General features: G+C 41.8%; 24 protein-coding genes and 1 tRNA gene. 17 read left to right on the top strand and 8 right to left on the bottom strand.

The features are described 5' to 3' along the window. Nucleotides 1-66: 66 nt before the first annotated feature. Together J0X13_RS13410 and nadE are read right to left on the bottom strand one after the other, a co-directional pair. On the bottom strand, nucleotides 67-696 hold the full coding sequence (locus tag J0X13_RS13410) for a response regulator (RefSeq protein ID WP_207071903.1): 630 nt from the start codon (nucleotides 694-696) through the stop codon (nucleotides 67-69). 157 nt (nucleotides 697-853) lie between these two features. Beyond that, nucleotides 854-1642, bottom strand: coding sequence for an NAD(+) synthase (gene nadE, locus J0X13_RS13415; RefSeq protein ID WP_207071904.1), 789 nt, complete (start codon nucleotides 1640-1642; stop codon nucleotides 854-856). 66 nt (nucleotides 1643-1708) lie between these two features. Here nadE and gldB point away from each other — a divergent pair, with 66 nt between their 5' ends. Together gldB and gldC are read left to right on the top strand one after the other, a co-directional pair. Next, complete coding sequence (gene gldB / locus J0X13_RS13420) at nucleotides 1709-2698, top strand: gliding motility lipoprotein GldB (protein WP_207071905.1); 990 nt, start codon at nucleotides 1709-1711, stop codon at nucleotides 2696-2698. Then, nucleotides 2699-3034 (top strand): gliding motility protein GldC, encoded by a 336-nt coding sequence (gene gldC / locus J0X13_RS13425; protein ID WP_207029878.1) that lies wholly within the window; start codon nucleotides 2699-2701, stop codon nucleotides 3032-3034. Nucleotides 3035-3063: 29 nt separating this feature from the next. Here gldC and J0X13_RS13430 read toward each other — a convergent pair whose 3' ends face one another. The 5 genes from J0X13_RS13430 to J0X13_RS13450 all read right to left on the bottom strand — a co-directional run bounded on the left by J0X13_RS13430 (nucleotide 3064) and on the right by J0X13_RS13450 (nucleotide 6749). Further along, entirely contained in the window at nucleotides 3064-3543 is a 480-nt protein-coding gene (locus J0X13_RS13430) for a hypothetical protein (RefSeq protein WP_207071906.1), read from the bottom strand. A 99-nt stretch (nucleotides 3544-3642) separates the two neighbouring features. Continuing rightward, nucleotides 3643-4308 carry an SH3 domain-containing protein gene (locus J0X13_RS13435; protein WP_207071907.1) on the bottom strand — a complete coding sequence of 222 codons (666 nt, stop codon included), beginning with the start codon at nucleotides 4306-4308 and terminating at the stop codon, nucleotides 3643-3645. 133 nt (nucleotides 4309-4441) lie between these two features. Next, complete coding sequence (locus J0X13_RS13440; RefSeq protein WP_207071908.1) at nucleotides 4442-5170, bottom strand: pirin family protein; 729 nt, start codon at nucleotides 5168-5170, stop codon at nucleotides 4442-4444. An 88-nt stretch (nucleotides 5171-5258) separates the two neighbouring features. Further along, entirely contained in the window at nucleotides 5259-5876 is a 618-nt protein-coding gene (gene yihA / locus J0X13_RS13445) for a ribosome biogenesis GTP-binding protein YihA/YsxC (protein ID WP_207071909.1), read from the bottom strand. Nucleotides 5877-5984: 108 nt separating this feature from the next. Further along, a complete protein-coding gene (locus tag J0X13_RS13450; protein ID WP_207071910.1) occupies nucleotides 5985-6749 on the bottom strand; it encodes an alpha/beta fold hydrolase in 765 nt (254 codons plus the stop codon). 266 nt (nucleotides 6750-7015) lie between these two features. Between J0X13_RS13450 and J0X13_RS13455 the strand changes: the two genes are divergently transcribed. The 15 genes from J0X13_RS13455 (at nucleotide 7016) to J0X13_RS13525 (ending at nucleotide 23169) form a co-directional block, all read left to right on the top strand. Further along, a complete protein-coding gene (locus tag J0X13_RS13455) occupies nucleotides 7016-7471 on the top strand; it encodes a division/cell wall cluster transcriptional repressor MraZ (protein ID WP_207029872.1) in 456 nt (151 codons plus the stop codon). After that, entirely contained in the window at nucleotides 7464-8366 is a 903-nt protein-coding gene (rsmH, locus tag J0X13_RS13460; protein WP_207071911.1) for a 16S rRNA (cytosine(1402)-N(4))-methyltransferase RsmH, read from the top strand. The genes J0X13_RS13455 and rsmH overlap by 8 nt, the downstream gene beginning before the upstream one ends. 90 nt (nucleotides 8367-8456) lie before the next feature. Then, nucleotides 8457-8774, top strand: coding sequence for an FtsL-like putative cell division protein (locus J0X13_RS13465; RefSeq protein WP_207029870.1), 318 nt, complete (start codon nucleotides 8457-8459; stop codon nucleotides 8772-8774). Further along, a complete protein-coding gene (locus J0X13_RS13470) occupies nucleotides 8774-10783 on the top strand; it encodes a penicillin-binding protein (protein ID WP_207071912.1) in 2010 nt (669 codons plus the stop codon). Before J0X13_RS13465 ends, J0X13_RS13470 begins: the two co-directional genes overlap by 1 nt. Next, entirely contained in the window at nucleotides 10780-12243 is a 1464-nt protein-coding gene (locus J0X13_RS13475) for a UDP-N-acetylmuramoyl-L-alanyl-D-glutamate--2,6-diaminopimelate ligase (RefSeq protein WP_207071913.1), read from the top strand. The genes J0X13_RS13470 and J0X13_RS13475 overlap by 4 nt, the downstream gene beginning before the upstream one ends. 8 nt (nucleotides 12244-12251) lie before the next feature. Then, nucleotides 12252-13472 (top strand): phospho-N-acetylmuramoyl-pentapeptide-transferase, encoded by a 1221-nt coding sequence (gene mraY / locus J0X13_RS13480; RefSeq protein ID WP_207071914.1) that lies wholly within the window; start codon nucleotides 12252-12254, stop codon nucleotides 13470-13472. Nucleotides 13473-13474: 2 nt separating this feature from the next. Continuing rightward, nucleotides 13475-14809, top strand: coding sequence for a UDP-N-acetylmuramoyl-L-alanine--D-glutamate ligase (gene murD, locus J0X13_RS13485; RefSeq protein ID WP_207071915.1), 1335 nt, complete (start codon nucleotides 13475-13477; stop codon nucleotides 14807-14809). Between the two features lie 3 nt (nucleotides 14810-14812). Then, entirely contained in the window at nucleotides 14813-16018 is a 1206-nt protein-coding gene (locus J0X13_RS13490; protein ID WP_207071916.1) for an FtsW/RodA/SpoVE family cell cycle protein, read from the top strand. After that, a complete protein-coding gene (gene murG / locus J0X13_RS13495) occupies nucleotides 16005-17093 on the top strand; it encodes an undecaprenyldiphospho-muramoylpentapeptide beta-N-acetylglucosaminyltransferase (RefSeq protein WP_207071917.1) in 1089 nt (362 codons plus the stop codon). The genes J0X13_RS13490 and murG overlap by 14 nt, the downstream gene beginning before the upstream one ends. Continuing rightward, a complete protein-coding gene (gene murC, locus J0X13_RS13500) occupies nucleotides 17090-18439 on the top strand; it encodes a UDP-N-acetylmuramate--L-alanine ligase (protein ID WP_207071918.1) in 1350 nt (449 codons plus the stop codon). Before murG ends, murC begins: the two co-directional genes overlap by 4 nt. Continuing rightward, complete coding sequence (locus J0X13_RS13505) at nucleotides 18429-19148, top strand: cell division protein FtsQ/DivIB (protein WP_207071919.1); 720 nt, start codon at nucleotides 18429-18431, stop codon at nucleotides 19146-19148. Before murC ends, J0X13_RS13505 begins: the two co-directional genes overlap by 11 nt. A 3-nt stretch (nucleotides 19149-19151) precedes the next feature. Next, on the top strand, nucleotides 19152-20483 hold the full coding sequence (ftsA, locus tag J0X13_RS13510; protein WP_207029861.1) for a cell division protein FtsA: 1332 nt from the start codon (nucleotides 19152-19154) through the stop codon (nucleotides 20481-20483). Between the two features lie 27 nt (nucleotides 20484-20510). Beyond that, on the top strand, nucleotides 20511-22532 hold the full coding sequence (ftsZ, locus tag J0X13_RS13515) for a cell division protein FtsZ (protein ID WP_207071920.1): 2022 nt from the start codon (nucleotides 20511-20513) through the stop codon (nucleotides 22530-22532). A gap of 99 nt (nucleotides 22533-22631) precedes the next feature. Next, entirely contained in the window at nucleotides 22632-23084 is a 453-nt protein-coding gene (locus tag J0X13_RS13520) for a GatB/YqeY domain-containing protein (protein WP_207071921.1), read from the top strand. 11 nt (nucleotides 23085-23095) lie between these two features. Then, a tRNA-Arg gene (locus J0X13_RS13525) sits at nucleotides 23096-23169 on the top strand. 120 nt (nucleotides 23170-23289) lie between these two features. Here the strand turns inward: J0X13_RS13525 and J0X13_RS13530 are convergent. Then, entirely contained in the window at nucleotides 23290-23850 is a 561-nt protein-coding gene (locus tag J0X13_RS13530; protein WP_207071922.1) for a hypothetical protein, read from the bottom strand. Nucleotides 23851-24097 lie beyond the last annotated feature (247 nt).

A 24097-nucleotide genomic window follows, 5' to 3' on the forward strand; every position in this document is an offset into this window, starting at 1 on the left:
TATATAAAACCCCTTCCAATTGAAATTGAAAGGGGTTTCCACAATAGTTGGTTTGGTTGGGTATTTCTAATATAGTTCCAAGGCTTTGGCCTGTTGTAGCAAGTCCACTAAATTATCCACATTTAATTTTTTCATCAAACGGGCTTTGTAGGTACTTACTGTTTTTTCGTTTAGATTCAATCCTTCAGCTACCTCTTTGTTTCTTTTTCCACTGGCCAGTAGTTTCAGTACTTCAACCTCTCTTGAAGAAAGTTTTCTAAAGAACCTGCGTGGTTTTTGTGTCCCTTCGTCAAAAGCAAGACGTTGGGCCAGTTCGTTTGTGATGAACATGTTGCCTTCGCTTACTTTTTTGACTGCGGAAACAATATAGTCCAAATCGGCAGTTTTGGACAAGTATCCAAATGCTCCGGCACGGATGGTACTTAGGGCATAAACGTCTTCGGATTGACCGCTGTACATTAAGGTCTTAATGTCTGGAAATTCCAATTTCATTTTTCTAAGGGTGGCAATACCGTTTATTTCTGGAATGTCCATCTCTAAAATCACTACATCGGGAGTTACGGTTTTCAATGTAGTAAAAAGCTCTTCAGTAGTTGAAACATCTGCGATAACTTCAATTTCGGAGCTAGATTCAAGTACCTGTCTAATACCAAGCCTAACAATAGGATGGTTGTCAGCAATCAATACTTTTATCATTTGTTTTGGTTTATTTTAATTAATGGTTAGCTGCTAAATACTAAAAGTATAGCGAGCAAGATAATGATTTAATAATGTAAAACTGTAACTTTTTTCTTAAAACCATAGTTTTTCTGGGGTATTTTTCGTCTTAAACTGGGGTTTTTCAGTTAAACCGCTACTTTAGCCCATCCGGAATCTCACAAATAGGTATGGGAACCATCTTATGTTTGTTTGCAGAATTATATCTTTTATATATGGAGAATATTTCTTTTTCCCTGCCAGAAAAATCATCAGCTTTCTTTCCTTGGTCATCCATTTCCATGGCCCATTCCAATTCTGGGTAGGATGCTCCTATTTGATCTTCATCGGTTCGGCTATCTCCCCATAGCCCATCGGTAGGTGCGGCATCCATAATGTCCTGGTTCACCCCAAGGGCCCTGCCCAATTCATAAACCTCGGTCTTGACCAAATCGGCAATCGGGCTAAGGTCAACACCACCATCCCCATATTTAGTATAGAATCCAATCCCGAAATCCTCCACTTTGTTTCCTGTTCCGGCCACCAAATATCCTTTTAGGGCCGCAAAATAGTATAGGGTGGTCATCCGTAGTCTGGCCCTAGTATTGGCGAGTGACATAAAACGATCTTCTTCATTTTCTACTTTTGGGAAAGCGTCTACCAAGCTATCAAAAACCGGTGTTAGATTTACTGGTTGCCTTGAAACATTTGGAAAGTTTTCAATCAACCAATCAATATGCCTGTCAGCTCGGGTCACTTGATTTTTTCCCTGATGTATCGGCATTTCCAAACATAAAAGGTCCAATCCGGTTTTTGCACAGAGTGTTGAGGTCACTGCAGAATCGATTCCGCCTGAAACTCCAATTACAAAACCTTTGCATTTTGCATTTTTGGCATACTCTTTTAGCCAATTAACAATATGGTCGATTACCTTTTCTGTCTGCATATCTTACTATTTAGATTCTATAAATTACCTTTGTGCCCTGTAAATTTAAACCCTGTGCCCTTAAAAATGAAGTGGTTGTTCAAATACTTTACTATTCCCGTGTTCAGAAGTTTTGTTTTAGTGATGGTTTTGTTGCTTTCATCCTGTGAGGAAACAGATAAGACGGAAGAAGAAATTGATAAGGTTACTGTTGATTTACAGATTTCAAGGTTTGATAGGGAATTCGCCAATGCAGCGCCAAATGAAATTCCCGCTTTAAAGGAGAAATACCCGTACTTGTTCCCGGAGCAGTTTCCAGATAGTGTTTGGGTCGCCAAACTTACGGACACCATTCAAGTTGAACTATCGGAAGAGGTAGCCAAAGCTTTTGGCGATTTTGAGGAAGAATCTGCGGATTTGGAGTCCCTCTTCAAACATATAAAATATTATTTCCCAGAAACAAAAACACCCCATGTGGTAACACTTACTTCGGATGTTAGGTACGATAATCGAATTATACTGACGGATTCATTGTTGCTCATTGGCTTGGACAATTACCTGGGTAAAGACCATCATTTTTATGAAGGACTGCAACGGTACATTGCATCAAATTTGGACAAAAAGTTTTTGACTTCCGATGTGACAAGTGCCTTTGCCAAAAAAGTACTCAGCTATCCGCGCAACCGAACCCTCCTTTCCCGTATGGTATACTTTGGAAAAGAACTTTACCTAAAAGACAAACTGATTCCCTCCGCTACGGATGCACAGAAAATCGGATACTCAGAAGAAGAAATAGAGTGGGCAAGGGCCAACGAAGAGCAAATGTGGAAATATTTTGTAGAGCGGGAATTGCTCTACAGTACAGACGCAGGCTTAGATAGAAAATTTTTGGATCCAGCGCCTTTTTCCAAGTTTGGGTTGGAACTGGACAACGAATCACCTCCAAGATTGGGAAGATACATGGGTTGGCAAATTGTGAGGGCCTTTATGGAAAAAACGGATACAGGCCTGAAACAGATGTTAGGGATGCCCGCAGATGAAATTTTAAAACAATCAAATTACAAACCAAAAAGATAAATGGCAGTAGAACACACTTCGGAGATAACCTTAAAGGTTGGATTGGATGAGAACCGAGTGCCCGAAGAATTAAAATGGTCGGCACAGGACGGTGGTATTAATGAAGAAGAGGCCAAAGCCATGATGCTGTCCGTTTGGGATAGCAAAAACCAAGAATCCTTAAAAATCGATCTTTGGACCAAGGATATGCCCGTAGACGAAATGAAAGTGTTTTTTCATCAGACATTGGTTACCATGGCGGATACTTTTTTCAAGGCAACTCAGGATGAAAAAATGACCGCTACCATGAAGGACTTTTGCGATTACTTTGCAGAGAAGTTGGAATTGAAGAAATAAAGGTTTTAAACTTCTTTGGATTTGGGTCATTAATCGACTTGATTCATTTTATATTTTTCCGCTCCCCGCAAATCCAAGGCGCGAATTATATGTTCTTTCTTTGGTGCTTGTAAGCTCATATAAAATACCATTCCTACAGTAATGATGAGGTATAGTAGGTTTTGGGTCAAATAAAAAACTGCTGCACTAAAGAGTGCAGGTATTTCCAGAAATACGATCTTCAATAAAAAAGCAGTTTGAAACCTCTCAAGTTTTTTAGGTAGCGATAGGTCCGCTGCAATACTTGAAAGTTTTTTTTTAAAGAGCAGGTCACTTAAATATATGCCAAGAATAATAACGGGAATTACAATTACCAATAACATATCCCTGGTATTCAGAATTAACAAATATGGGTTGTTTGTCATAAAGTAAAACATTGTACCAAGAGTAATTGGACTAGCCATTATGGCTTTATGTATCAAGTTGATTCTTTTAAAAAAACCAGAAATTTCACTTTTGCTATCATTCATTTTGTGGTGTTTTATTCAAAATAATGAAAGGCTAAGCACTATAACGATTGGTAATTGACGAATGTGAAGTTTCAATTGATGTATTGGTGCATGTTCAGGTCAATCCCCTGCCACCAACATATTGATTTTCCAGCCATTTTCGGTTTTGATCAACCCTAACCGATAGCCAATGGGGGATATCAAAAATTTACCATAAACATATCCAGATAGGCCATTGTCCACCGTAGTTATGTTGAGCCAGTCGTTATTTTCTGAAAGTATTTCGCCATCGGGATCGGATATTTTCACAATTTGATAGCTGAGTTGCCCAAGAACCTCTGAGTTTTCGGTGGTCGGTTTGTTCCTTACGTTTACATTGTTGCCCAAAACCAAGTAGTGTTCAAAAGCATCGTACTGATCTGGCCAATCCGTAAATGTAAAGGGTAAATAGTAGCTGTTTTTATCTTTTGAAGCATCAAAACTTGGGCCGCCGATTAAAAGGATATTTTCCATGACCTCCCAGAAGTTGGTGGATTCCGCGTTAAAGTCCCAATACATCTTAAATTCTTCGATACCTCCATCGCCTCCAAAACTATTGAGGATGTTCGGGTCCAAATGTTCGAGGATAAAATCCTTGTCCTTTTTTCCAACGGCCAAAGTGAGTTCGGTTAAAAACTTGGATAGCGTATAATCGGATATTTCAACTTTTGGTGGGTAAAATTCGCCTTGTGCCGATAGTTGTACGGAAATAAAACAAAGGATTCCCAAACAGATATTTTTAATCATGTGTCGACGGTATTTAGTGGTTTTAAAAATACCTAAAATCATGATATGGTGCGATACGTTTAATTTTATGGACCTTTCACAAATAAAAAAAGCCCCGAATCGGGGCTTTTTTAACGAAAATAAGTTGAATAAATCATCTTCCAATAGTGTCCAGACTCATAGGGACTTCCATAAGTAAGATCCTACTGTCTGTTGTTGCTTTACAATTGAACGAATCGGTATCCCAAATGCCAAAACCATCTCTTTTTTCAAGTTTTTGGCCATCAATCTCAACTTCTCCATCCAAGATAAAAGCATAAACGCCGTTACCCTCTTTTTTTATTCGATAGGAATCTGAAGTGCCTGCATCAAATTTCCCCAAATGGAACCAAGCATCTTGATGTACCCAAACTCCTTCGTCCTCGGGATTCGGGGATAACACTTGATAAAAAGCGTTTTTCTTTTCAATATCCCGAATGGATATTTGATCATATCTGGGTTCAACGTTTCTTTGATTCGGGAAGACCCAAATTTGAAGAAACTTCACTTCTTGGTCGTTGTTTTTATTGTATTCACTATGCTGAATACCGGTGCCGGCACTCATCACCTGTACATCTCCTTCTTTAATGGTTGTGGTATTGCCCATGCTGTCCTTATGCTCCAAATCACCTTCTAAAGGAATGGAGATAATTTCCATATTGTCGTGCGGGTGTGTTCCAAAACCTCTACCGGGAGCTACTTGGTCATCATTAAGAACCCGCAATACTCCAAAATGCATACGTTCAGGGTCATGATATCCTGCAAAACTAAAGGTATGATAAGAATTCAACCAACCATGGTCAGCGTGTCCGCGAGTTCCTGCTTTGTGCAATACAGATTTCATTTTATAGGTTTTTGTTTTTAGGTGTGCTTTAGTCGTAAAAATCAATATAACCTTACCTTTTTTCGTCGATCAAGAAAGCAGGTATTTGTTATTTGGAATTGTTTTGGAAAAACTCCTGGTTTATGCCGTCTATAAATTCCAAAAGTTCCTCTCTCCCCATACGGTTGCTGGATGAAGTGGTAAAATGTGGAGGAGCTTCCTCCCAGGCACCTTCCAATAATTTTTGGAGATAGGCGTTTGTCTGCCTTTCTATGGCGTTGGGTTTAAGCTTGTCCGCCTTGGTGAAAATTATGGCGAACGGAATCTGGTTCGTGCCCAACCATTCCATGAATTCCAAGTCCACAGGTTGTGGGTCATGGCGGATATCCACCAATACAAAACCACATACCAATTGCTTTCTTTTTTGGAAATAATCCGTAATATATTTCTGAAAGGTTTTTTTGTCTTTTTTGGAAACCCGTGCATAACCGTAACCGGGCAAATCTACCAAAAACCAATTGTTGTTGATTTTAAAATGGTTAATGAGTTGCGTCTTCCCTGGTCTGCCCGAGGTTTTGGCCAATGCTTTTCGTTCTACCAGCATATTGATCAACGATGATTTACCTACATTGGACCTGCCAATAAATGCATATTCAGGTAATGGCTCGTTAGGACATTTGGCAACATTGGAGTTGCTCATCACAAATTCGGCTGAGGTAATTTTCATTTTAAATAGATGTTAGCTGCTAGATTATAGAAGTCCTATCTAAATCTTTATATGGAAATATGGATGTGATCATTTCCGGTCCACTATCTCAATACTGGACTCTAGAATCTAAAATCCCCTTTTTTCCAACCAAGCTTCCAGAATACGATTAAAGTCGTTAGGGTGTTCCATCATAGGGGCATGGCCACATTTCTCTATCCAATATAAATCGGAGTCGGGCAACAACTCATGGAATTCCTTGGCCACATTCGGCGGGGTTACCGTATCGTTTTCTCCCCAAATAATACATGTTGGTGTATTCATGTGGGGCAGGTCTTTGGACATGTTGTGGCGAATTGCACTCTTGGCAATGGCCAAAGTCTTTACCAACTTCATTCTATCGTTGACCGTTGCAAAAACCTCGTCCACGATTTCTTTGGTGGCTACTTTTGGGTCGTAAAATACGTCCTCGGCCTTCTTTTTAATGAATTCGTAATCACCACGCTTCGGATATCCATCACCCATAGCACTCTCGTAAAGTCCTGAACTTCCAGTGATTACCAAGGCCTTGACCATTTCAGGGAACATTTTGGTATGCAAAAGCCCAATGTGTCCGCCCAAGGAATTTCCAAGCAAGATGACATCCTTCAAACCCTTGTGCTCAATAAACCCTTCCAAGAACGTGGCAAAGTTTTTTACCGTGGTCTTTAATAATGGCATATCGTAAATAGGCAATTCGGGAATCAATACTTGATATCCTTTAGGTGGAAAATATTCGGATACCCCTTGGAAGTTGCTCAAGCCTCCCATCAAACCGTGCAATATGATCATGGGAGTGCCTTCTCCCTTTTCTATATATCGGTATTTGCCATCCTCAATTAAATGCTCTTCCATCTATAGTCAGTTGGTAGTAAGAGGCGCAAATATAGGAATTTCATATCACAAAGATTTCAGGTTTTGATATAACTGGTGCAAGTTTTTTCATTCGAGTCAAATCTTGTCTCATATCAGTACATCGATCTCAAGTTCCATTTTGAGGGTCCAAACATCGGTATTTCGTCCAAAAGTGGATAATTTATTAACAAAAGTGGTGTTAAGTGGAGAAATGTGGAAATAAAATCTATATATTTGAGTTGTATTAACTAACCAATTGATTTCTAGTGACCCATATCATAGGACAACATGATTGTAAAGCGGACTCCAAAGGAAGGGTGTTATTGCCCATTTCTTTGAAGAACCAGCTTTTGCCTGTTTTAAAGGATGGGTTTGTGATCAAGCGGTCTGTTTTTCAGCAATGTTTGGAATTGTATCCCAAAGCTGAGTTCGATGTTCTTATGCAGAAAGTGATGAAGAAAAGCAAAATCAATCGAAAGTACGATGCTTTTGTGAGAAATTTTGTTGCGGGAATGAAGGAAGTCAGTATTGACGGGGATTCTGGAAGATTACAGATTCCGAAAAACTTAGTGGAGTTTGCTGGGATCGAGAAAGAGGTTGTTCTGAATGCGGTTTTTGACAAAATCGAGATTTGGAACAAGGATATGTACGAGAAAGTCTTGGCCGAAGGTGAAAAGGATTATGCTGACCTGGCCGAGGAGATTTTTGATGACGATGAGTAGTGCGTATCACAACCCAGTGTTGCTGAAAGAGTCGGTGGATGGGTTGAATATAAAAGAAGATGGAGTGTATGTGGATGTCACCTTTGGTGGCGGCGGGCACTCCAAAGAAATTTTGAAAAGATTGGGTGATGGCGGAAAGTTGTTCGCATTTGATCAAGATGAGGATGCCCTTCATAATACATTGGATGATGAAAGGTTTCAGTTGATCAATCAGAATTTTCGCTACCTCAAACAGTTTTTAAAGTTCTATGGCATTCGGAAAGTTGATGGAATCTTGGCGGATTTCGGGGTTTCCTCCCATCAGTTCGATGAAGCCGAGCGCGGCTTCTCCATTCGTTTCAATGCGGATTTGGATATGCGGATGGACAAAAAAAACGAATTGTCGGCCTATAAGGTGGTGAACACCTATTCCCAAGAAGATTTAGCGTCGGTTCTTTTTCAGTATGGTGAATTGCGAAATGCAAAAGCCATGGCCAGAGCAATAGTTGCGGCCAGATCGGAAGAGCCCATCAAAACAACAGACGACCTTAAAAAGGTACTGGGCAAGTTTTTGCCAAAAATGAAGGAGAACAAAATTTTGGCGCAAATCTATCAAGCCATTAGGATAGAGGTAAACCAAGAAATCGAGGTGCTCAAGGAGTTTTTGGAACAAGTGCCCGAAGTGTTGAAAGAGGGGGGTCGTTTGAGTTTGATCAGTTATCACTCCTTAGAGGACAGATTGGCTAAACGCTTTATCCGTGCCGGTAAGTTTGACGGCGAGCCAGAAAAGGATTTTTATGGGAATATCAAAGTTCCTTTAAAGAAAGTGGGAGGGTTGATTGTTCCATCAGCAGAAGAAATAGCCCGTAACAATAGAGCTAGAAGTGCAAAACTCCGCATTGCGGAAAAAATATAAAGGTGTAGTTGAAATGTCATCTTGAGCGCTGTCGAAAGATGATTGAAGGATAGATTCCCGTTTGCACGGGAATGACAAAAGGAACGCAAAATGAGAAAAGGATTATTGGACATACTAAAAGGAAAGTTTTTGGTGAGCGGAGATGCTCCCAAGAACTGGATGTTTTTGTTGTTCGCCTCTTTCTTGGCTGCTCTGATGATTTCCAGCAGCCATAATGCCGATAAAAAAGTTTTGGAGATTGCCGAGTTGAACGAGGAAGTGCGAAAACTTAAAAGTGAATTTTTTGAGGCTCGTTCAAATGTTCAGCAACTGAAACTCGAATCTACCTTGCGCGAGGTGGTCGCCGAAAAAGGATTGACGCCATCGCAAAACCCACCAAAAAAAATAAAAGTAAAATCAGCGGAATAGTGGCCATTACCGAAAAAAATATCATGAACAGACTTTACCTCGTAGCGGGAGGCCTTCTTGTGTTGGCCATTGCCGTTGTGGTCAAGTTGGTGGATATTCAAATGGTGCAGGGCGAAAAGTATAAGGAGCTTGCGCTGAGCAAGACCGAAAAGATGTTCACCATTGAGCCCAATCGTGGAAACCTATATTCCGAAGATGGCAGTTTGTTGGCGGCATCCGTTCCTAAATATGAAATCAGGTTTGACGCTAAGACCGTTTCTCAGGAAAACTTTGAGAACCATGTGGCCGCACTATCCGATTCCTTGGGCAAATTGTTCGATAGGCCATCCTCCTATTACAGACAATTGTTCCGTAAAGCGAGAGCCAATGGTAATCGATACAAGTTGGTGGCCCGTAATGTGGGGTATTTGGATTATGTGCGGATCAAACAATTTCCATTGTTCAATCTAGGACCTTATAAAGGAGGCTTTATTGGGACACATCGTGTGGTTCGCGAATATCCTTTGGGTAAAATGGCGGCCAGAAGCATTGGTTACGAGCGTGTGGACGAAAACGGATACTACACTCGCGTAGGATTGGACGGTGCTTTTGGGGAATCTTATTTGCGCGGTAAGGAAGGTAAACGATTAAAGCAGAAAATAGCCAAGGGGCAGTGGAAGCCTGTAGGTCTGGATAATATAGTAGAGCCGCAAGATGGATTGGATGTGGTTTCGACCATCGATGTCAATATTCAGGATATCGCCCATCACGAATTATTAAAACAATTGGAGCGGTACAAGGCCGATCATGGTTGTGTGGTGGTAATGGAAACCGAAACCGGTGAAATTAAGGCGATTTCCAATTTGGGCAGGACTTCCGAAGGAAAATATTATGAAAAACTGAACTATGCGGTAGGTGAATCCCATGAGCCTGGTTCCACTTTTAAATTGATGTCCATGGTGGCCGCTTTGGAAGATAAGGTTGTGGACACCAGTACGGTCATCGATACCGAAAAAGGAAGGTACCGGATTTATGATGGTGTCGTAAAGGATTCCAAATGGGGCGGTTATGGGGAGATTACGGTAGCCAAAGCTTTTGCGGTTTCATCCAATACGGCTTTTGCAAAAATCATCAATGAAAACTATAAGGAGCAACCTGAAAAATTTGTCAATCGCTTGATGAATATGGGACTTCATAAAAAATTAGGTCTACCTATTATTGGTGAAGGTGACCCTGTGATCCGTTACCCCGGGGATAAAGGTTGGTCAGGAATTTCCTTGGGTTGGATGTCGCACGGTTACGAAGTGTCGCTGACACCGATTCAAACCTTGGCCTTTTACAATGCCATTGCCAACGATGGGGAATATGTAAAACCCCGATTGATTCAAGAAGTACGAGAGGGCAACAAGGTGTTGAAGCGGTTTGACAAAGAAGTTTTAAATCCCTCCATTTGTTCCGATGAGACCGTTAAAAAGGCACAGCAATTATTGAAGGATGTGGTGGAGAAGGATTATGGCACGGGGCATAGGATGTATTCCAAAAATTTTTCCATGGCGGGTAAAACGGGAACCACACAAAAAAACTACGTGGAGAAAAACCCGGATAAATTGGCTTATATCTCCTCGTTCGCTGGGTACTTTCCCGCGGACAATCCCAAATATTCGTGCATAGTGGTCATTCATGAACCAGACAAGGATGAAGGGTATTACGGAGCTGACGTGTCCGGTCCTGTTTTTAAATCAATGGCACAAAAAATACACGCCATTTCACCAATGGTGGATGAGGTAGATGGCAGAATTATGGAAGACAAGGATTTGGATAAAGACTACCAGCAGTACTATGCCAAAGTCCAGAAAAAATATAGCACCGTGCCCAATGTAAAGGGCATGAGTGGAATGGATGCCGTTTCCCTTTTGGAAAATTTGGGAATCGAAGTGGAGGTGCACGGCAATGGAAAGGTTAAAAATCAATCGGTAAACCAAGGGACCAATATCAAACAGGTCAAAAAAATAGTGTTGGAGCTTTCATGAAGTTATTGAAGGATATATTGTATGGAGTAAGTCTCTCAGCGGTGAGCGGAGATACCAACGTAATGGTGAACAATGTTCATTTCGATTCCAGAAAGGTCGAAATGGATGATGTGTTCGTTGCCATTCGCGGTACTGTTACCGATGGGCATAAATTCATCCAAAAAGCGGTGGATTTGGGAGCAAGGGCCATTGTGTGCGAGGAGCTTCCGAAAATTATGGTCAATGGGGTCACCTACTTGCAGGTCGATAATTGCAATAGTGCTTTGGCCGTGATCGCTTCCAACTTTTACGATAACCCTTCCAAAAATCTAAAATTGGTCGGTGTTACAGGTACTAATGGTAAGACCACGGTAACCACGCTGTTGTATAATCTGTTTAAAAAGGCCGGGTTTAAAGTTGGGTTGATCTCTACAATTAAAGTTTTGGTAGATGACAAAGAATATAAAGCTACCCACACCACGCCGGATGTGCTTACCATCAACAATTATTTGTCCATCATGAACGATGTTGGGGTGGAGTTCTGTTTTATGGAAGTGAGTTCTCATGGAATCCATCAAAAAAGAGCGGAAGGACTACATTTTGAAGGGGCCATCTTTACCAATTTATCCCACGATCATTTGGATTACCATAAAAGCTTTGCCGAATATCGGGATACCAAAAAGAAATTGTTCGATGGATTGCCCAAGACTGCTTTTGCCTTGGTCAACATAGACGATAAAAATGGTTTGGTGATGTTACAGAACACCAAGGCCAAAAAATATACCTACGCTTTAAAATCCTTTGCTGATTACAGGGCACAGATTTTGGAAAAGCAATTCAACGGTCAATTGTTAAAGGTTGATGACAATGAGTTGTGGACCAAACTTATTGGGGATTTTAATGCTTATAATTTACTTGCCATTTACGCCACTGCCGATATTTTGGGTCTCGAAAAAATGGAAATCCTCAGACTGATGAGCGAGTTGGAGAACGTGGATGGTAGGTTTCAATATTACATATCAAAAGATAAAATAACGGCTATTGTTGATTATGCCCATACGCCGGACGCACTTAAAAATGTATTGGTTACGATCAATGCATTGAGGACTGGAAATGAAAAGGTCATCACCGTAGTGGGGTGTGGTGGTGACCGTGACAAGTCTAAGCGTCCGGTTATGGGTCATATCGCTTCGGAAATGAGCGACCAGGCCATTTTCACATCCGATAACCCGAGAACAGAATCGCCTACTGCCATTATTGAAGAGATGGAAGCAGGAGTGGAGGCTCAAAATGTTCGAAAGGTATTGTCCATCGAAAATAGAAAACAGGCCATAAAAACAGCATGTAAACTTGCTGTGGCCAACGATATAATTCTCGTGGCGGGAAAAGGCCATGAGACCTATCAGGAGACCAACGGTGTCAGGGTGGATTTTGATGATTTTAAAGAAGTAAAAGAAGCTCTGGAGAGCCTAAAAAAATAGTGTAGTCCATGTTATACTACTTGTTCGAATATTTAGAGAAGCAATACCAACTGCCAGGTGCCGGACTTTTTCAGTTCCTAACCTTCAGAGCGGCAATGTCTGTATTGTTGTCCCTATTGATCGCCATGGTCTACGGAAAGCGAATTATTCAGTTTCTACAGAAAAAACAGATTGGTGAAAGTATCCGCGACCTTGGTCTGGAAGGGCAAAAGCAAAAAGCGGGGACACCCACCATGGGAGGGCTTATTATCATTATGTCCACCTTGTTGCCCGTCATTCTTTTCGCAGACATCAAAAATATTTATGTAATTCTTTTGATCGTTACCACAGTTTGGATGGGGATTATCGGCTTTATCGACGATTACATCAAAATCTTCAAGAAGGATAAAGAGGGTCTCAAAGGTAGATTTAAGGTAATGGGTCAGGTAGGACTTGGATTGATTGTTGGAATTACCCTTTACTTTCATCCAGCGGTGACCATCAAGGAGAAGGATACATCTACAATTACCGAAAATTTTAAAGTAGAAAGAGTGTTTGGTGAGGAGACCAAAGCTGTCCGAACCAATGTGCCCTTTTTTAAGAACAACGAACTCGATTATGCAGATTTTATTTCATGGATCGGTGAAGGTGCCGAAGAGTACGCGTGGCTCATTTTTATACCCGTTGTAATCCTTATCGTCACCGCCGTATCCAACGGTGCCAATTTAACGGACGGGATAGATGGTCTCGCGGCTGGTTCGTCGGCCATAATTGTGCTGACCTTGGGAATTTTTGCTTGGGTGTCGGGCAATATTCAATTCTCGGACTACTTGGATATTTTCTACTTGCCCAGAGTTGGGGAATTAGTGGTGTTTATTGCCGCTTTTGTTGGGGCATTGGTCGGATTCTTATGGTACAATACCTATCCGGCCCAGGTATTTATGGGAGACACGGGTAGTTTGACCATTGGTGGCGTTATCGCCGTAATTGCCATTATTGTAAGGAAAGAATTGTTGATCCCTATTTTATGCGGAATCTTCTTTGCAGAGTCACTGTCGGTGATGTTGCAAGTGGGTTATTTTAAGCATACCAAGAAAAAATATGGCGAAGGGAAGCGCATATTTTTGATGGCTCCATTGCACCACCATTACCAGAAAAAATCATATCACGAGAGTAAAATAGTAACCCGTTTTTGGATTATAGGAATCATGCTGGCCATTATCAGCATTGTTACACTTAAAATTCGATAAAAATGGGCCGCTTGGTGATACTTGGAGGAGGGGAAAGTGGCGTTGGAACCGCCATTTTAGGTCGGCAAAAAGGATTTGAGGTCTTTGTTTCGGATAAGGGCGAAATAAAAGATAGATATAAAAAGGTTCTTGAACATTTTGAGATTGAATGGGAGTCTGGTGAACATACCGAAGCCAAAATTTTGAATGCCGATTTGGTAATGAAGAGTCCAGGTATTCCAGATAACGTGCCTTTGGTGAAAACACTGGTTCAAAAAGGTGTTCCAGTGATTTCAGAGATAGAGTTCGCGTCAAATTATACAGATTCGACCCTTATTGGAATCACGGGCAGTAATGGAAAAACAACGACAACCATGTTGACCTACCATATTTTAAAAAATGGAGGGCTGAACGTGGGTATGGCTGGAAACATTGGTGATAGCTATGCTAAAATGGTGGCCGAACAAGACTTTGACCACTATGTCCTGGAGATAAGCAGTTTTCAGTTGGATGGTATTGTGGATTTTAAACCACACATCGCGATGATAACCAACATAACGCCCGATCATTTGGATAGGTATGAGTACAAATTTGAAAACTATATCGCATCCAAATTCAGAATCGCCATGAATCAGGATGAAGATGATTATCTGATTTATGATGCCGATGATGAAGTGATTCAGGATTGGTTGAAAAAACACCCGGTTCAATCCAAATTATTGCCCTTTTCGCTAAAGCGGGAATTGAAGGAAGGGGCTTGGTTGAAAGATAAAACGATAACAATAAAATTAGAAAATAAAACCTTGGAAATGAGTGAAGATATTTTGGCCTTGGAAGGTCAGCACAACGTAAAAAACACCATGGCTGCAAGTATGGCTGCCATGCTGGTTAAGGTCAGAAAAGAGACGATTCGCCAGAGTATTCAGTCTTTTCAGGGCGTGCCCCACAGACTGGAGAATGTGTTGAAGATAAACCATGTGGAGTACATCAACGACTCCAAAGCAACCAACGTTAATGCGACTTTTTATGCCCTCGACGGTATCAAAAAGCCGATTATTTGGATTGCCGGCGGAGTGGATAAGGGAAACGATTATTCCGAGTTGATGGCACTGGTGCGGGAAAAGGTAAAGGCCATCATTTGCCTGGGAGTGGACAACTCCAAGTTGATAGATGCCTTTGGAAATGTTATCGACCTGATGGTGGAGACCTATTCCATGGAAGAAGCCGTAAAGGTGGCCTACAAAGTTGCAGAGCGGGGAGATGCTGTTTTGTTGTCCCCGGCCTGCGCAAGTTTCGACCTTTTCAAAAATTATGAAGATAGAGGAGATCAATTTAAAAACGCGATAAAAAACCTGTAAAACGTGTTGGCAATTTTCAAAAATCTGAAAGGTGATAAAGCTATTTGGGGCGTAGTGGCCCTTTTGGCACTTTTCTCATTTTTGCCGGTGTACAGTGCCAGTACCAATTTGGTCTATGTTAACGGTGACGGGACCACTTTGGGACATTTGGTTAAGCATGCTGTATTGCTGTTTTTGGGCTTCGGTATAATCTATGCCGTGCATAGGATACCTACGCATTATTTTAAAGGGCTTTCCATTATTGCCATGCCCATCGTTATTCTATTGTTGATTTACACTTTGACTGTGGAAACACGGATTGGTGGCGTAACGGCAAACCGTTGGATAAAAATTCCATTGGTCGGGGTCAACTTCCAGACATCGACATTGGCCGCGGTAGTTCTAATGATTTGGATTGCCAGGTATCTTACCAAGATCAAAGATGTAAAGATAACTTTCAAAGAAAGTATTCTGCCTTTATGGTTGCCCGTGGCTTTGGTGGTGCTCTTGATTTTGCCCGAAAACTTCTCAACGGCGGCCATTATCAGTTTTATGGCGTTGGTGTTGTGCTTTTTGGGCGGATACCCCTTAAAATATTTGTTCGTCATGGTCGGGACTGGAATCGTGCTGGCAGGCATGTTTCTGTTTGTGCTGTTCAAAGCGCCCGAAGTATTGCCACAACGTGCCGGAACCTGGAAATCGAGAATAGAAACTTTTATCCATCCGGAACAAGCGGATAAGGATGATCTGCACCAATTGACCTTGGCCCAGATTGCTGTGGCCGAAGGTGGCATTGTGGGCAAAGGAGCGGGAAAAAGTGTGATGAAGAACATGTTGTCCCAGAGTACGTCCGATTTCATTTTTGCAATCATTATTGAAGAGTATGGATTGTTGGGAGGTGGAGCTTTGCTCTTTTTCTATCTACTCCTGCTGTTCCGTATCGTGGTCGTCGCACATTCGTCCAAAACGGTGTTTTCAAAATTATTGGTGATTGGTGTCGGGCTGCCCATTGTATTTCAGGCGTTCATCAATATGGCCGTTGTGGTACAGTTGTTTCCGGTTACGGGTCAGCCTTTGCCGTTGATCAGTATGGGCGGGACATCTATTTGGATGACTTGTATGGCCATTGGAATTGTGTTGAGTGCCAGCAATAAAAAAGAAAATTTAGAGGAGCAATCCCATGGAATAGATGAAACAAACCCTTTAGAAGTATTAAGTGGACAGATATAGGTTTATACTTTCTGGAGGAGGAACGGGGGGACATATTTATCCGGCCGTGGCCATTGCGAACGAGTTGAAGAGGAGATATCCAGATGCAGAGTTTTTGTTCGTGGGAGCCAAGGATAAAATGGAAATGGAAAAAGTACCTCAAGCAGGATATGAAATAAAGGGCTTGTGGATAAGTGGAATACAACGGAAGCTGACATTGAAAAATCTCATGTTTCCATTTAAACTGATAAGTAGTTTGTTAGAAGCGCGCAAAATAGTGAAACAGTTCAAGCCCCATGTGGCCATTGGTACGGGAGGTTTTGCAAGTGGGCCATTATTGCGGATGGCCGAAAGCGTGGGTGTTCCCTGCGTGCTGCAAGAACAGAATTCCTTTGCGGGAATCACCAACAAGCTATTGGCGGGAAAAGCGGAGAAGATTTGCGTGGCCTATGATGGCATGGATCGCTTTTTTCCGAAAGAAAAGATCGTGAAAACTGGAAACCCTATCCGAACCGATTTGGTAACGATAAAGGAAGGAAAACAAAAAGCAGCTGCCTTTTTTGGGCTTGATGATGACAAAAAAACGGTTTTAGTGCTAGGAGGTAGCCTTGGTGCTCGAAGAATCAACCAGTTGATTGAAAAGGAGCTTGACTTTTTTGCAAGTCAAGGGTTGCAAGTACTTTGGCAATGTGGCAAACTGTATCACGAGGAATACAAAAAATACGAGTCGGATACGATCAAGGTATTGGCCTTTGTCAACCGAATGGATTTGGCCTACGCAGCTGCGGATGTGATTATCTCAAGGGCTGGCGCAGGATCGGTCTCCGAGCTTTGTTTGGTGGGCAAACCGGTGATTTTTATTCCATCGCCCAATGTTGCAGAGGACCATCAAACGCAAAATGCGAAGGCATTGGTAGCCAAAGATGCTGCAATTATGCTGCGGGAAAATGAGTTGGATACTGAATTTGAACACAGTTTTTCTGAATTGATGAAATCAGAAGAGACCCAGCAGAAATTGGGAAAAAACATCAAAAAAATGGCCATGCCCAAGGCCACGGAACATATTGTGGACGAAATTGAAAAGTTGTTGAAGTGAATTTGAAGGATATCCATAGCGTTTATTTTATTGGCATTGGAGGCATAGGTATGTCTGCCCTGGCACGCTATTTCAAATTTGTGGGCAAAGAAGTGGCAGGTTATGATCGCACGCCGACACCTATCACCGATGACTTGATGGGAAAGGGTATTTCTGTGCATTTTGAAGATAATGTTGATTTGATTACCGATACCTTCAAACATCCAAACACCTTAGTGGTTTATACCCCCGCAGTACCATCCACACATGCGGAACTTCAATATTACAAGGACCAAGGATTTGCAATTAAAAAGCGTTCCGAGGTTCTCGGAATTATAACAAAAGATTCGTTCTGTCTGGCCGTTGCAGGTACACATGGTAAAACGACCACAACATGTATTTTGGCACATCTGCTCAAGGAATGCGAATTGCCAATGACTGCTTTTTTAGGCGGTATTTCCGAAGATTTTAATAGCAACTTTGTATTGGACGGCACCGAATATTCGGTCGTGGAGGCGGATGAGTTCGATCGTTCTTTTTTACGATTAACGCCAACAGTTGCCTGCATCACATCGATGGATGCCGATCATTTGGATATTTATGGCACCAAAGAAGAATTGGAGCATTCGTTCAACCAATTTGTGGATCGAATCAAACCTGGGGGAAAATTATTTATACACAAAGGGCTTCCCTTGGAAGGAACCACCTTTGGTATTGATGATGGTGCAGATTACTGCATAGAGAATATAGAAATTGAACATGGAGCCTACATATTTGATCTCGTAACGCCTTCTGAGATAATCAAGAACGTGAAGTTCCACAAACCTGGAAGGCACAATTTGCTCAATGGATTAGCTGCTTTTGCGATGGCGGTGCAAACCGGCTGCCCACCACACCGCCTTGCCAAAGCTTTGGGTACTTTTAAAGGTGTTCAGCGCAGGTTTTCCTACCAAATCAAGGAAAAGGATTTTGTGTTTATCGATGATTATGCCCATCACCCAACAGAAATCAGTGCAGTGCATCAGGCGATTCGTGAAATGCATCCAGGGCAAAAGGTGACGGTGATTTTTCAACCACACCTATTCTCACGTACACAGGATTTTGCGGATGATTTTGCAGCAAGTCTTTCCGATTTTGATGAAATCATCTTGCTGGACATTTACCCTGCCAGGGAAGAGCCCATCGAAGGGGTCACCTCCCAATGGCTTTTGGAAAAAATAGAGAACCCGAATAAAAAACTGATTTCTAAATCAGCATTATTGAAAGAGGTAAGTAACTGTACATCAGGGGTATTGGTTGCTCTTGGTGCAGGGGATATTGGATTGGAAGTACCAAAAATCAAAAAAGAATTGAGTTATGCGCATTAATTGGGATTACATAAAACTGGCATTTTTGTCGGTAACCGTAGTTGCGCTTTACGGTTTTGCCGATCAAAGAAACCAAAAGAAAAAGGTGAATGATGTCACTGTAAGATTCGTTGGTGAGGACAATTTGTATTTAACTGAGGATGCGGTTAATAAATTGTTAATACAAAAATACGGACCCCTAGAGAACACGCTCAAAGAACAGTTAGTTTTGAATACCATAGAGGAGATTATACTATCCAATGATATGGTCAAAAATGCCCAGGTCTATCTTACTGTAAACGGGGAACTTGTATCCAAGATAGTTCAGCGAAAGCCAATTGGAAGAATAGAGGGTGTCTCCAAATTTTATTTGGATGATCAGGGCGAACGCATGCCATTATCAAAACATCATTCAGCAAGGGTCCCTATAATTACAGGAAAAATTACAGGAAAAACCCTCGAGGATGCCTATGTGATTTTGGACTATATCAACCATGATGATTTTCTGAGGAAGAATGTCATTGGGATACATATTGAGGACGAAGGGAAATATCAGCTCAAGTTCCGCATGGAAAATTTTGTGGTGAATTTGGGCGGAGTGGACAATTTGAACAAGAAGTTCAAAAATTTTATGGCCTTTTATGCAAAGGCGGCCAAGGACAAATCCTTGGAAGATTATGTAACAGTTAGTTTGGAATTCAACAATCAAGTGGTTTGCACCAAAATTTAAATTATGGAACAAGGTAATTATTCAGTTGGATTGGATATTGGAACTACCAAGATCGTAGCCATCATCGGTAGGGAAAATGAGTATGGGAAAATTGAGATTTTGGGCACCGGACGATCAAAAAGTTTGGGTGTTCACCGTGGAGTGGTCAACAATATCACACAGACCATATCATCCATTCAACAAGCGGTGGAACAGGCCGAATTAAATTCGGGACTCAAAATTGGTTCCGTTGTCGTTGGTATTGCGGGACAGCACATCCGAAGCCTGCACCATAGCGATTATATCACTAGGCCAAATTCTGAGGAAGTTATAGACAATGAGGATCTGGACAAATTGTGCAACCAAGTGTATAAACTGGTAATGCTTCCCGGAGAGGAGATCATCCATGTATTGCCACAGGAGTACAAAGTGGACGGTCAATCCGAAATAAAAGAGCCCGTTGGTATGTACGGTGGGCGATTGGAAGCCAATTTCCATGTAGTAGTAGGGCAGGTGTCGTCCATTAAAAATATTGGAAGGTGTATCAAAAGTGCAGGATTGGATCTAGGGAACATCACGTTGGAACCTTTGGCCTCCGCAGATGCAGTTTTGAGCCAAGAAGAAAAAGAAGCGGGTGTAGCCTTGATCGACATAGGTGGTGGAACCACTGATCTTGCCATTTTCAAGGATGGAATTATCCGTCACACTTCCGTAATTCCATTCGGAGGTAACGTAATTACCGAGGATATTAAAGAAGGCTGCTCCATTATAGAGAAGCAGGCCGAACTATTGAAAATAAAATTTGGTTCCGCTTGGCCAGGAGAGAACAAGGACAATGAAATCGTTTCCATTCCTGGACTAAGGGGCCGTGAGCCCAAAGAAATCACATTGAAAAACCTTTCCAAAATTATCCACGCCCGTGTTGTGGAGATTGTGGAGCAGGTATATGTGGAGATAAAAAACTACGGACACGAGGAACAAAAGAAAAAATTGATCGCAGGAATTGTACTTACGGGTGGTGGTAGCCAATTGAAACATTTAAAACAATTGGTGGAATATATTACCGGTATGGACACAAGAATCGGTTACCCCAATGAGCACCTTGCCGGAGACTCCGACGAGGAAGTTGCTAGCCCGTTGTACGCTACAGCTGTTGGATTGCTGATGAATTCCTTGGAGGCCAAAAAGAAAGACCGGATAGCGCACCAAGAGGAGGCGCATGAAGAAGAGGTTTTGGTTGGCCAAGAAAACGATATGGGTGCCAAAGCAAGTGCAGCCGCTACCCATACGGAGAGAAAATCCATTTTTGACAAATGGTCAGAAAAGTTGAAGGACTTTTTGGACAATGCAGAATAATAACCCCAATAGAGAAACACAACTGTCATGAGTAAGAACACTGAATTTGACAACATCGCTTTTGATTTGCCCAAGAACAAAAGCAACGTAATTAAAGTTATCGGAGTAGGAGGCGGTGGCAGCAATGCCATCAATCACATGTTCCAGGCCGGTATCAACGGAGTGGATTTTGTAATCTGCAACACCGATGCACAGGCATTGCAAAACAGTGCCGTTCCCAATAAGATTCAATTAGGTGTATCCCTTACCGAGGGATTGGGAGCGGGAGCCAACCCAGAAATTGGTGAACAGGCCGCTTTGGAGAGTATGGACGATTTAAAAGCTATGTTGGAGCACAATACCAAAATGGCTTTCATTACTGCTGGAATGGGTGGCGGAACCGGCACAGGTGCTGCTCCTGTACTCGCAAAGCTCGCAAAGGAGATGGATGTTCTTACGGTTGGTATCGTTACCATGCCGTTCCAGTTCGAGGGAGCCATGCGTAACAAACAGGCGCAAATGGGGATTGAGAAATTGCGTGCCAACGTGGATTCCTTGATTGTTATCAACAACAACAAACTTAGGGAAGTATACGGTAATCTTGGGTTTAAGGCCGGTTTCTCTAAAGCAGATGAAGTTTTGGCCACTGCGGCAAGGGGTATTGCAGAGGTGATAACCCATCATTACACACAAAATATTGACCTTAGGGATGCAAAGACCGTGCTCTCCAATAGTGGTACTGCCATTATGGGCTCTGCAGCAGCATCTGGTTCAGCAAGGGCCACCGAGGCCATTATGAAAGCATTGGATTCGCCATTGTTGAACGATAACAAGATCAACGGCGCCAAAAACGTATTGTTGCTCATTGTTTCAGGTTCTCAGGAAATCACCATCGATGAAATCGGTGAGATCAATGATCATATCCAGATTGAAGCAGGACATGGAGCCAATATTATTATGGGTGTCGGTGAAGACGAAAGCTTGGGCGAAGCCATTGCCGTAACAGTTATCGCCACGGGCTTTAATGTTGACCAACAGGACAATATTGTAAACACCGAGTCCAAAAAGGTTTTTTACACCTTGGAAGATGAGCAAACCGCTGAGCAGGATTTAACACCGGAGTCCACATCGGTACAGGAGGTTAAAATGGATAAAACTCCAGCCCCCGAACCCGAGCCACAGCCAGAGCCAATCTCCGAACCAGAAGCCCAAGTGGTAAAACACACTTTGGACATGGAGGAGGAACAAGAGCAAACTGCCCCTAAAATAGAGGCAAAGGACCCAGACTTGATCCCAACAACAAGTTACATCAGAAACTTTAATGTATTCTACGAAGAAGTGGTTGCTGAGCAAGTGGAAGATGACTTTGTAATCATTGAAGCCAAAAATGTAATCAACAATATAGATGTAGTTGATGCAGAGGAGGTACCGGCAAAAAGCAATGAGGACCAGTTCACTTTAAGCTTTGATATGCCGTTAAATAGCCAAGACAAAGAAGATGAAGATGAGAAAGAGCATACGGTAACCTTTAATTTGGACGATGATGGTTTAGGAGATGTGGAAGTGAACGATTATGTGGAGGTAAAACCTGTTTTGGAATACAAGAAAGAGGGAGAGACCAGATACGACCTTGAAGAGTACATGGAGTTGGAGGAAAAATTGACTGGTGCCAAGTCAAAAGCAGAAACCCATGAACCAAAAATGGTGGAGAATGAGCTTGTTTTTGAGAAGAAAACAGTAGAGGTTGAAGAAAAAAGTGAAAATAAGGGTTCAGGTCAAAATGAGGAAACTACTAGTAGCCTTGATCCCATGAACAGTTCCATCAGCGATATCTTAAAAGATCGTGCCGATGAACGTAGGAGAAAGTTGAAAAACTTCAATTACAAGTTCCAGAACAATAGGAGCAGTATAGACGACATTGAAAAGGAGCCTGCTTATAAGCGCCAAGGGGTGGACCTCAATGATGTTCCAAAAGAACAGAAAGTATCCAGGACTACCTTGGGAGAAGACAGCAACGACGATCTACAGTTGCGGTCCAACAACTCTTTTTTGCACGATAATGTTGATTAGTAGTGTTTAAATTAACTCCATATTTTATGGAAACCATAAACCCGGAAGTAGAAAAACTTTCGGGTTTATTTTTTATCTTCGCGAACTAAATTGGAACACATGGGTTTGCAAGAAAAGGTGATGACAGAAATGAAGGCCGCAATGAAGGCAAAGGACACCGTTGCCTTGGAAGCTTTGCGAGCTGTTAAGTCTGCCATTTTATTGGCAAAGACCGATAAAGGCGGTGGTGCTGGGCTATCGGAAGAAGATGAAGTCAAATTGGTTCAAAAATTGGTGAAACAGCGCAAGGATAGCGCTGTGATCTATAAGGAACAAGGCAGAGAAGATTTGGCGGAGCCAGAATTGGCCCAAGTTGCCGTTATAGAAAAGTTTTTGCCCGAACAGCTTACCGAAGAGGAAATTGAAAAAGTGGTTGTTATGACCATTGATTCTGTGGGAGCTACCGGTATGCAGGACATGGGTAAGGTAATGGGCATCGTTTCCAAAGAATTGGCCGGTCAGGCCGATGGAAAGACCATTTCCACTATTGTAAAGGCTAAATTGAGTTCATAAATAAGTACATTGGCCCCTTAGCTCAACTGAATAGAGCACTGGATTTCGGCTCCAGCGGTTCGGGGTTTGAATCCCTGAGGGGTCACATTAAAAGTCTGCAAATTTTTGCAGACTTTTTTATTTTCACAAAACTTAAGGACTGACCAATAAAAAACCCAACAAAGCAAAAAGCTTGTTGGGCCTGGATTTTTGAGAGTACTTTTAATTAATCTATGCCTAAGAGGAATTTTGCATCTTCAAAAGTTGGAGGAATATTATCGGCCAATCCTGTTTGGTCGGCTACATTGGCAGGTACCAATACATAGCGTATTTTAAAGCTTTCAGTGTTTTGAACATCGTATATGCTTTGTTCATCGGGGTCTTTCATGTTCAATACGATATTGTCAGCAACATCTGTTGTTTGGGTATAAAAAGATAGAGAAGCAGTTTTATACATAAACGGGAGTGCATAGGTAACTACGGATTCCGTAGATGTAACTTGGAAATACATCATTACTAGACCACCTGTTTCCACAAACTCAGCTAAGTTCACTTCTGGGACATCTAAATACATGTTCCCTTCGGATGGGACAGGGTCTGACCATTGAATTTGCTTCCAATTCGAAGTTATTACGTTAGCATTGCCATCTATCCCTGCGGGACCTTGATCTCCTTTTATACTTTCGCCATCAGCGCCATCTTTTCCAGAGCAGGAAGTTAATGTAATCGTTAGGCCCATTAATAGGTAAAAGACTAGTTTCCATAAATTTAAAGGTGTTGTTTTCATAGTTAAATGTTTAAAGATTAATAATGGGTTATTTGTATTGGTAAGGATGGTCTTGAAGTGGTAGCTAAAAGCAACTTTGCTTTTAACTTTAAGTTGCCGTTATAACATTAAGACTACCATTTTTCTTTACCGCAACAGCAATATTTTTGTTTCCAAGTATGGGTATGATTAAAACGATTATTGGGACAAAATTAGGGTGGGATATGTGTTTGATTTTGGTGTAATTGATGGATGCCTATTTTGGATT

This window comes from [Muricauda] lutisoli (nom. illeg.) (assembly GCF_017313105.1).
GTDB classification, from domain to species: domain Bacteria; phylum Bacteroidota; class Bacteroidia; order Flavobacteriales; family Flavobacteriaceae; genus Flagellimonas; species Flagellimonas lutisoli.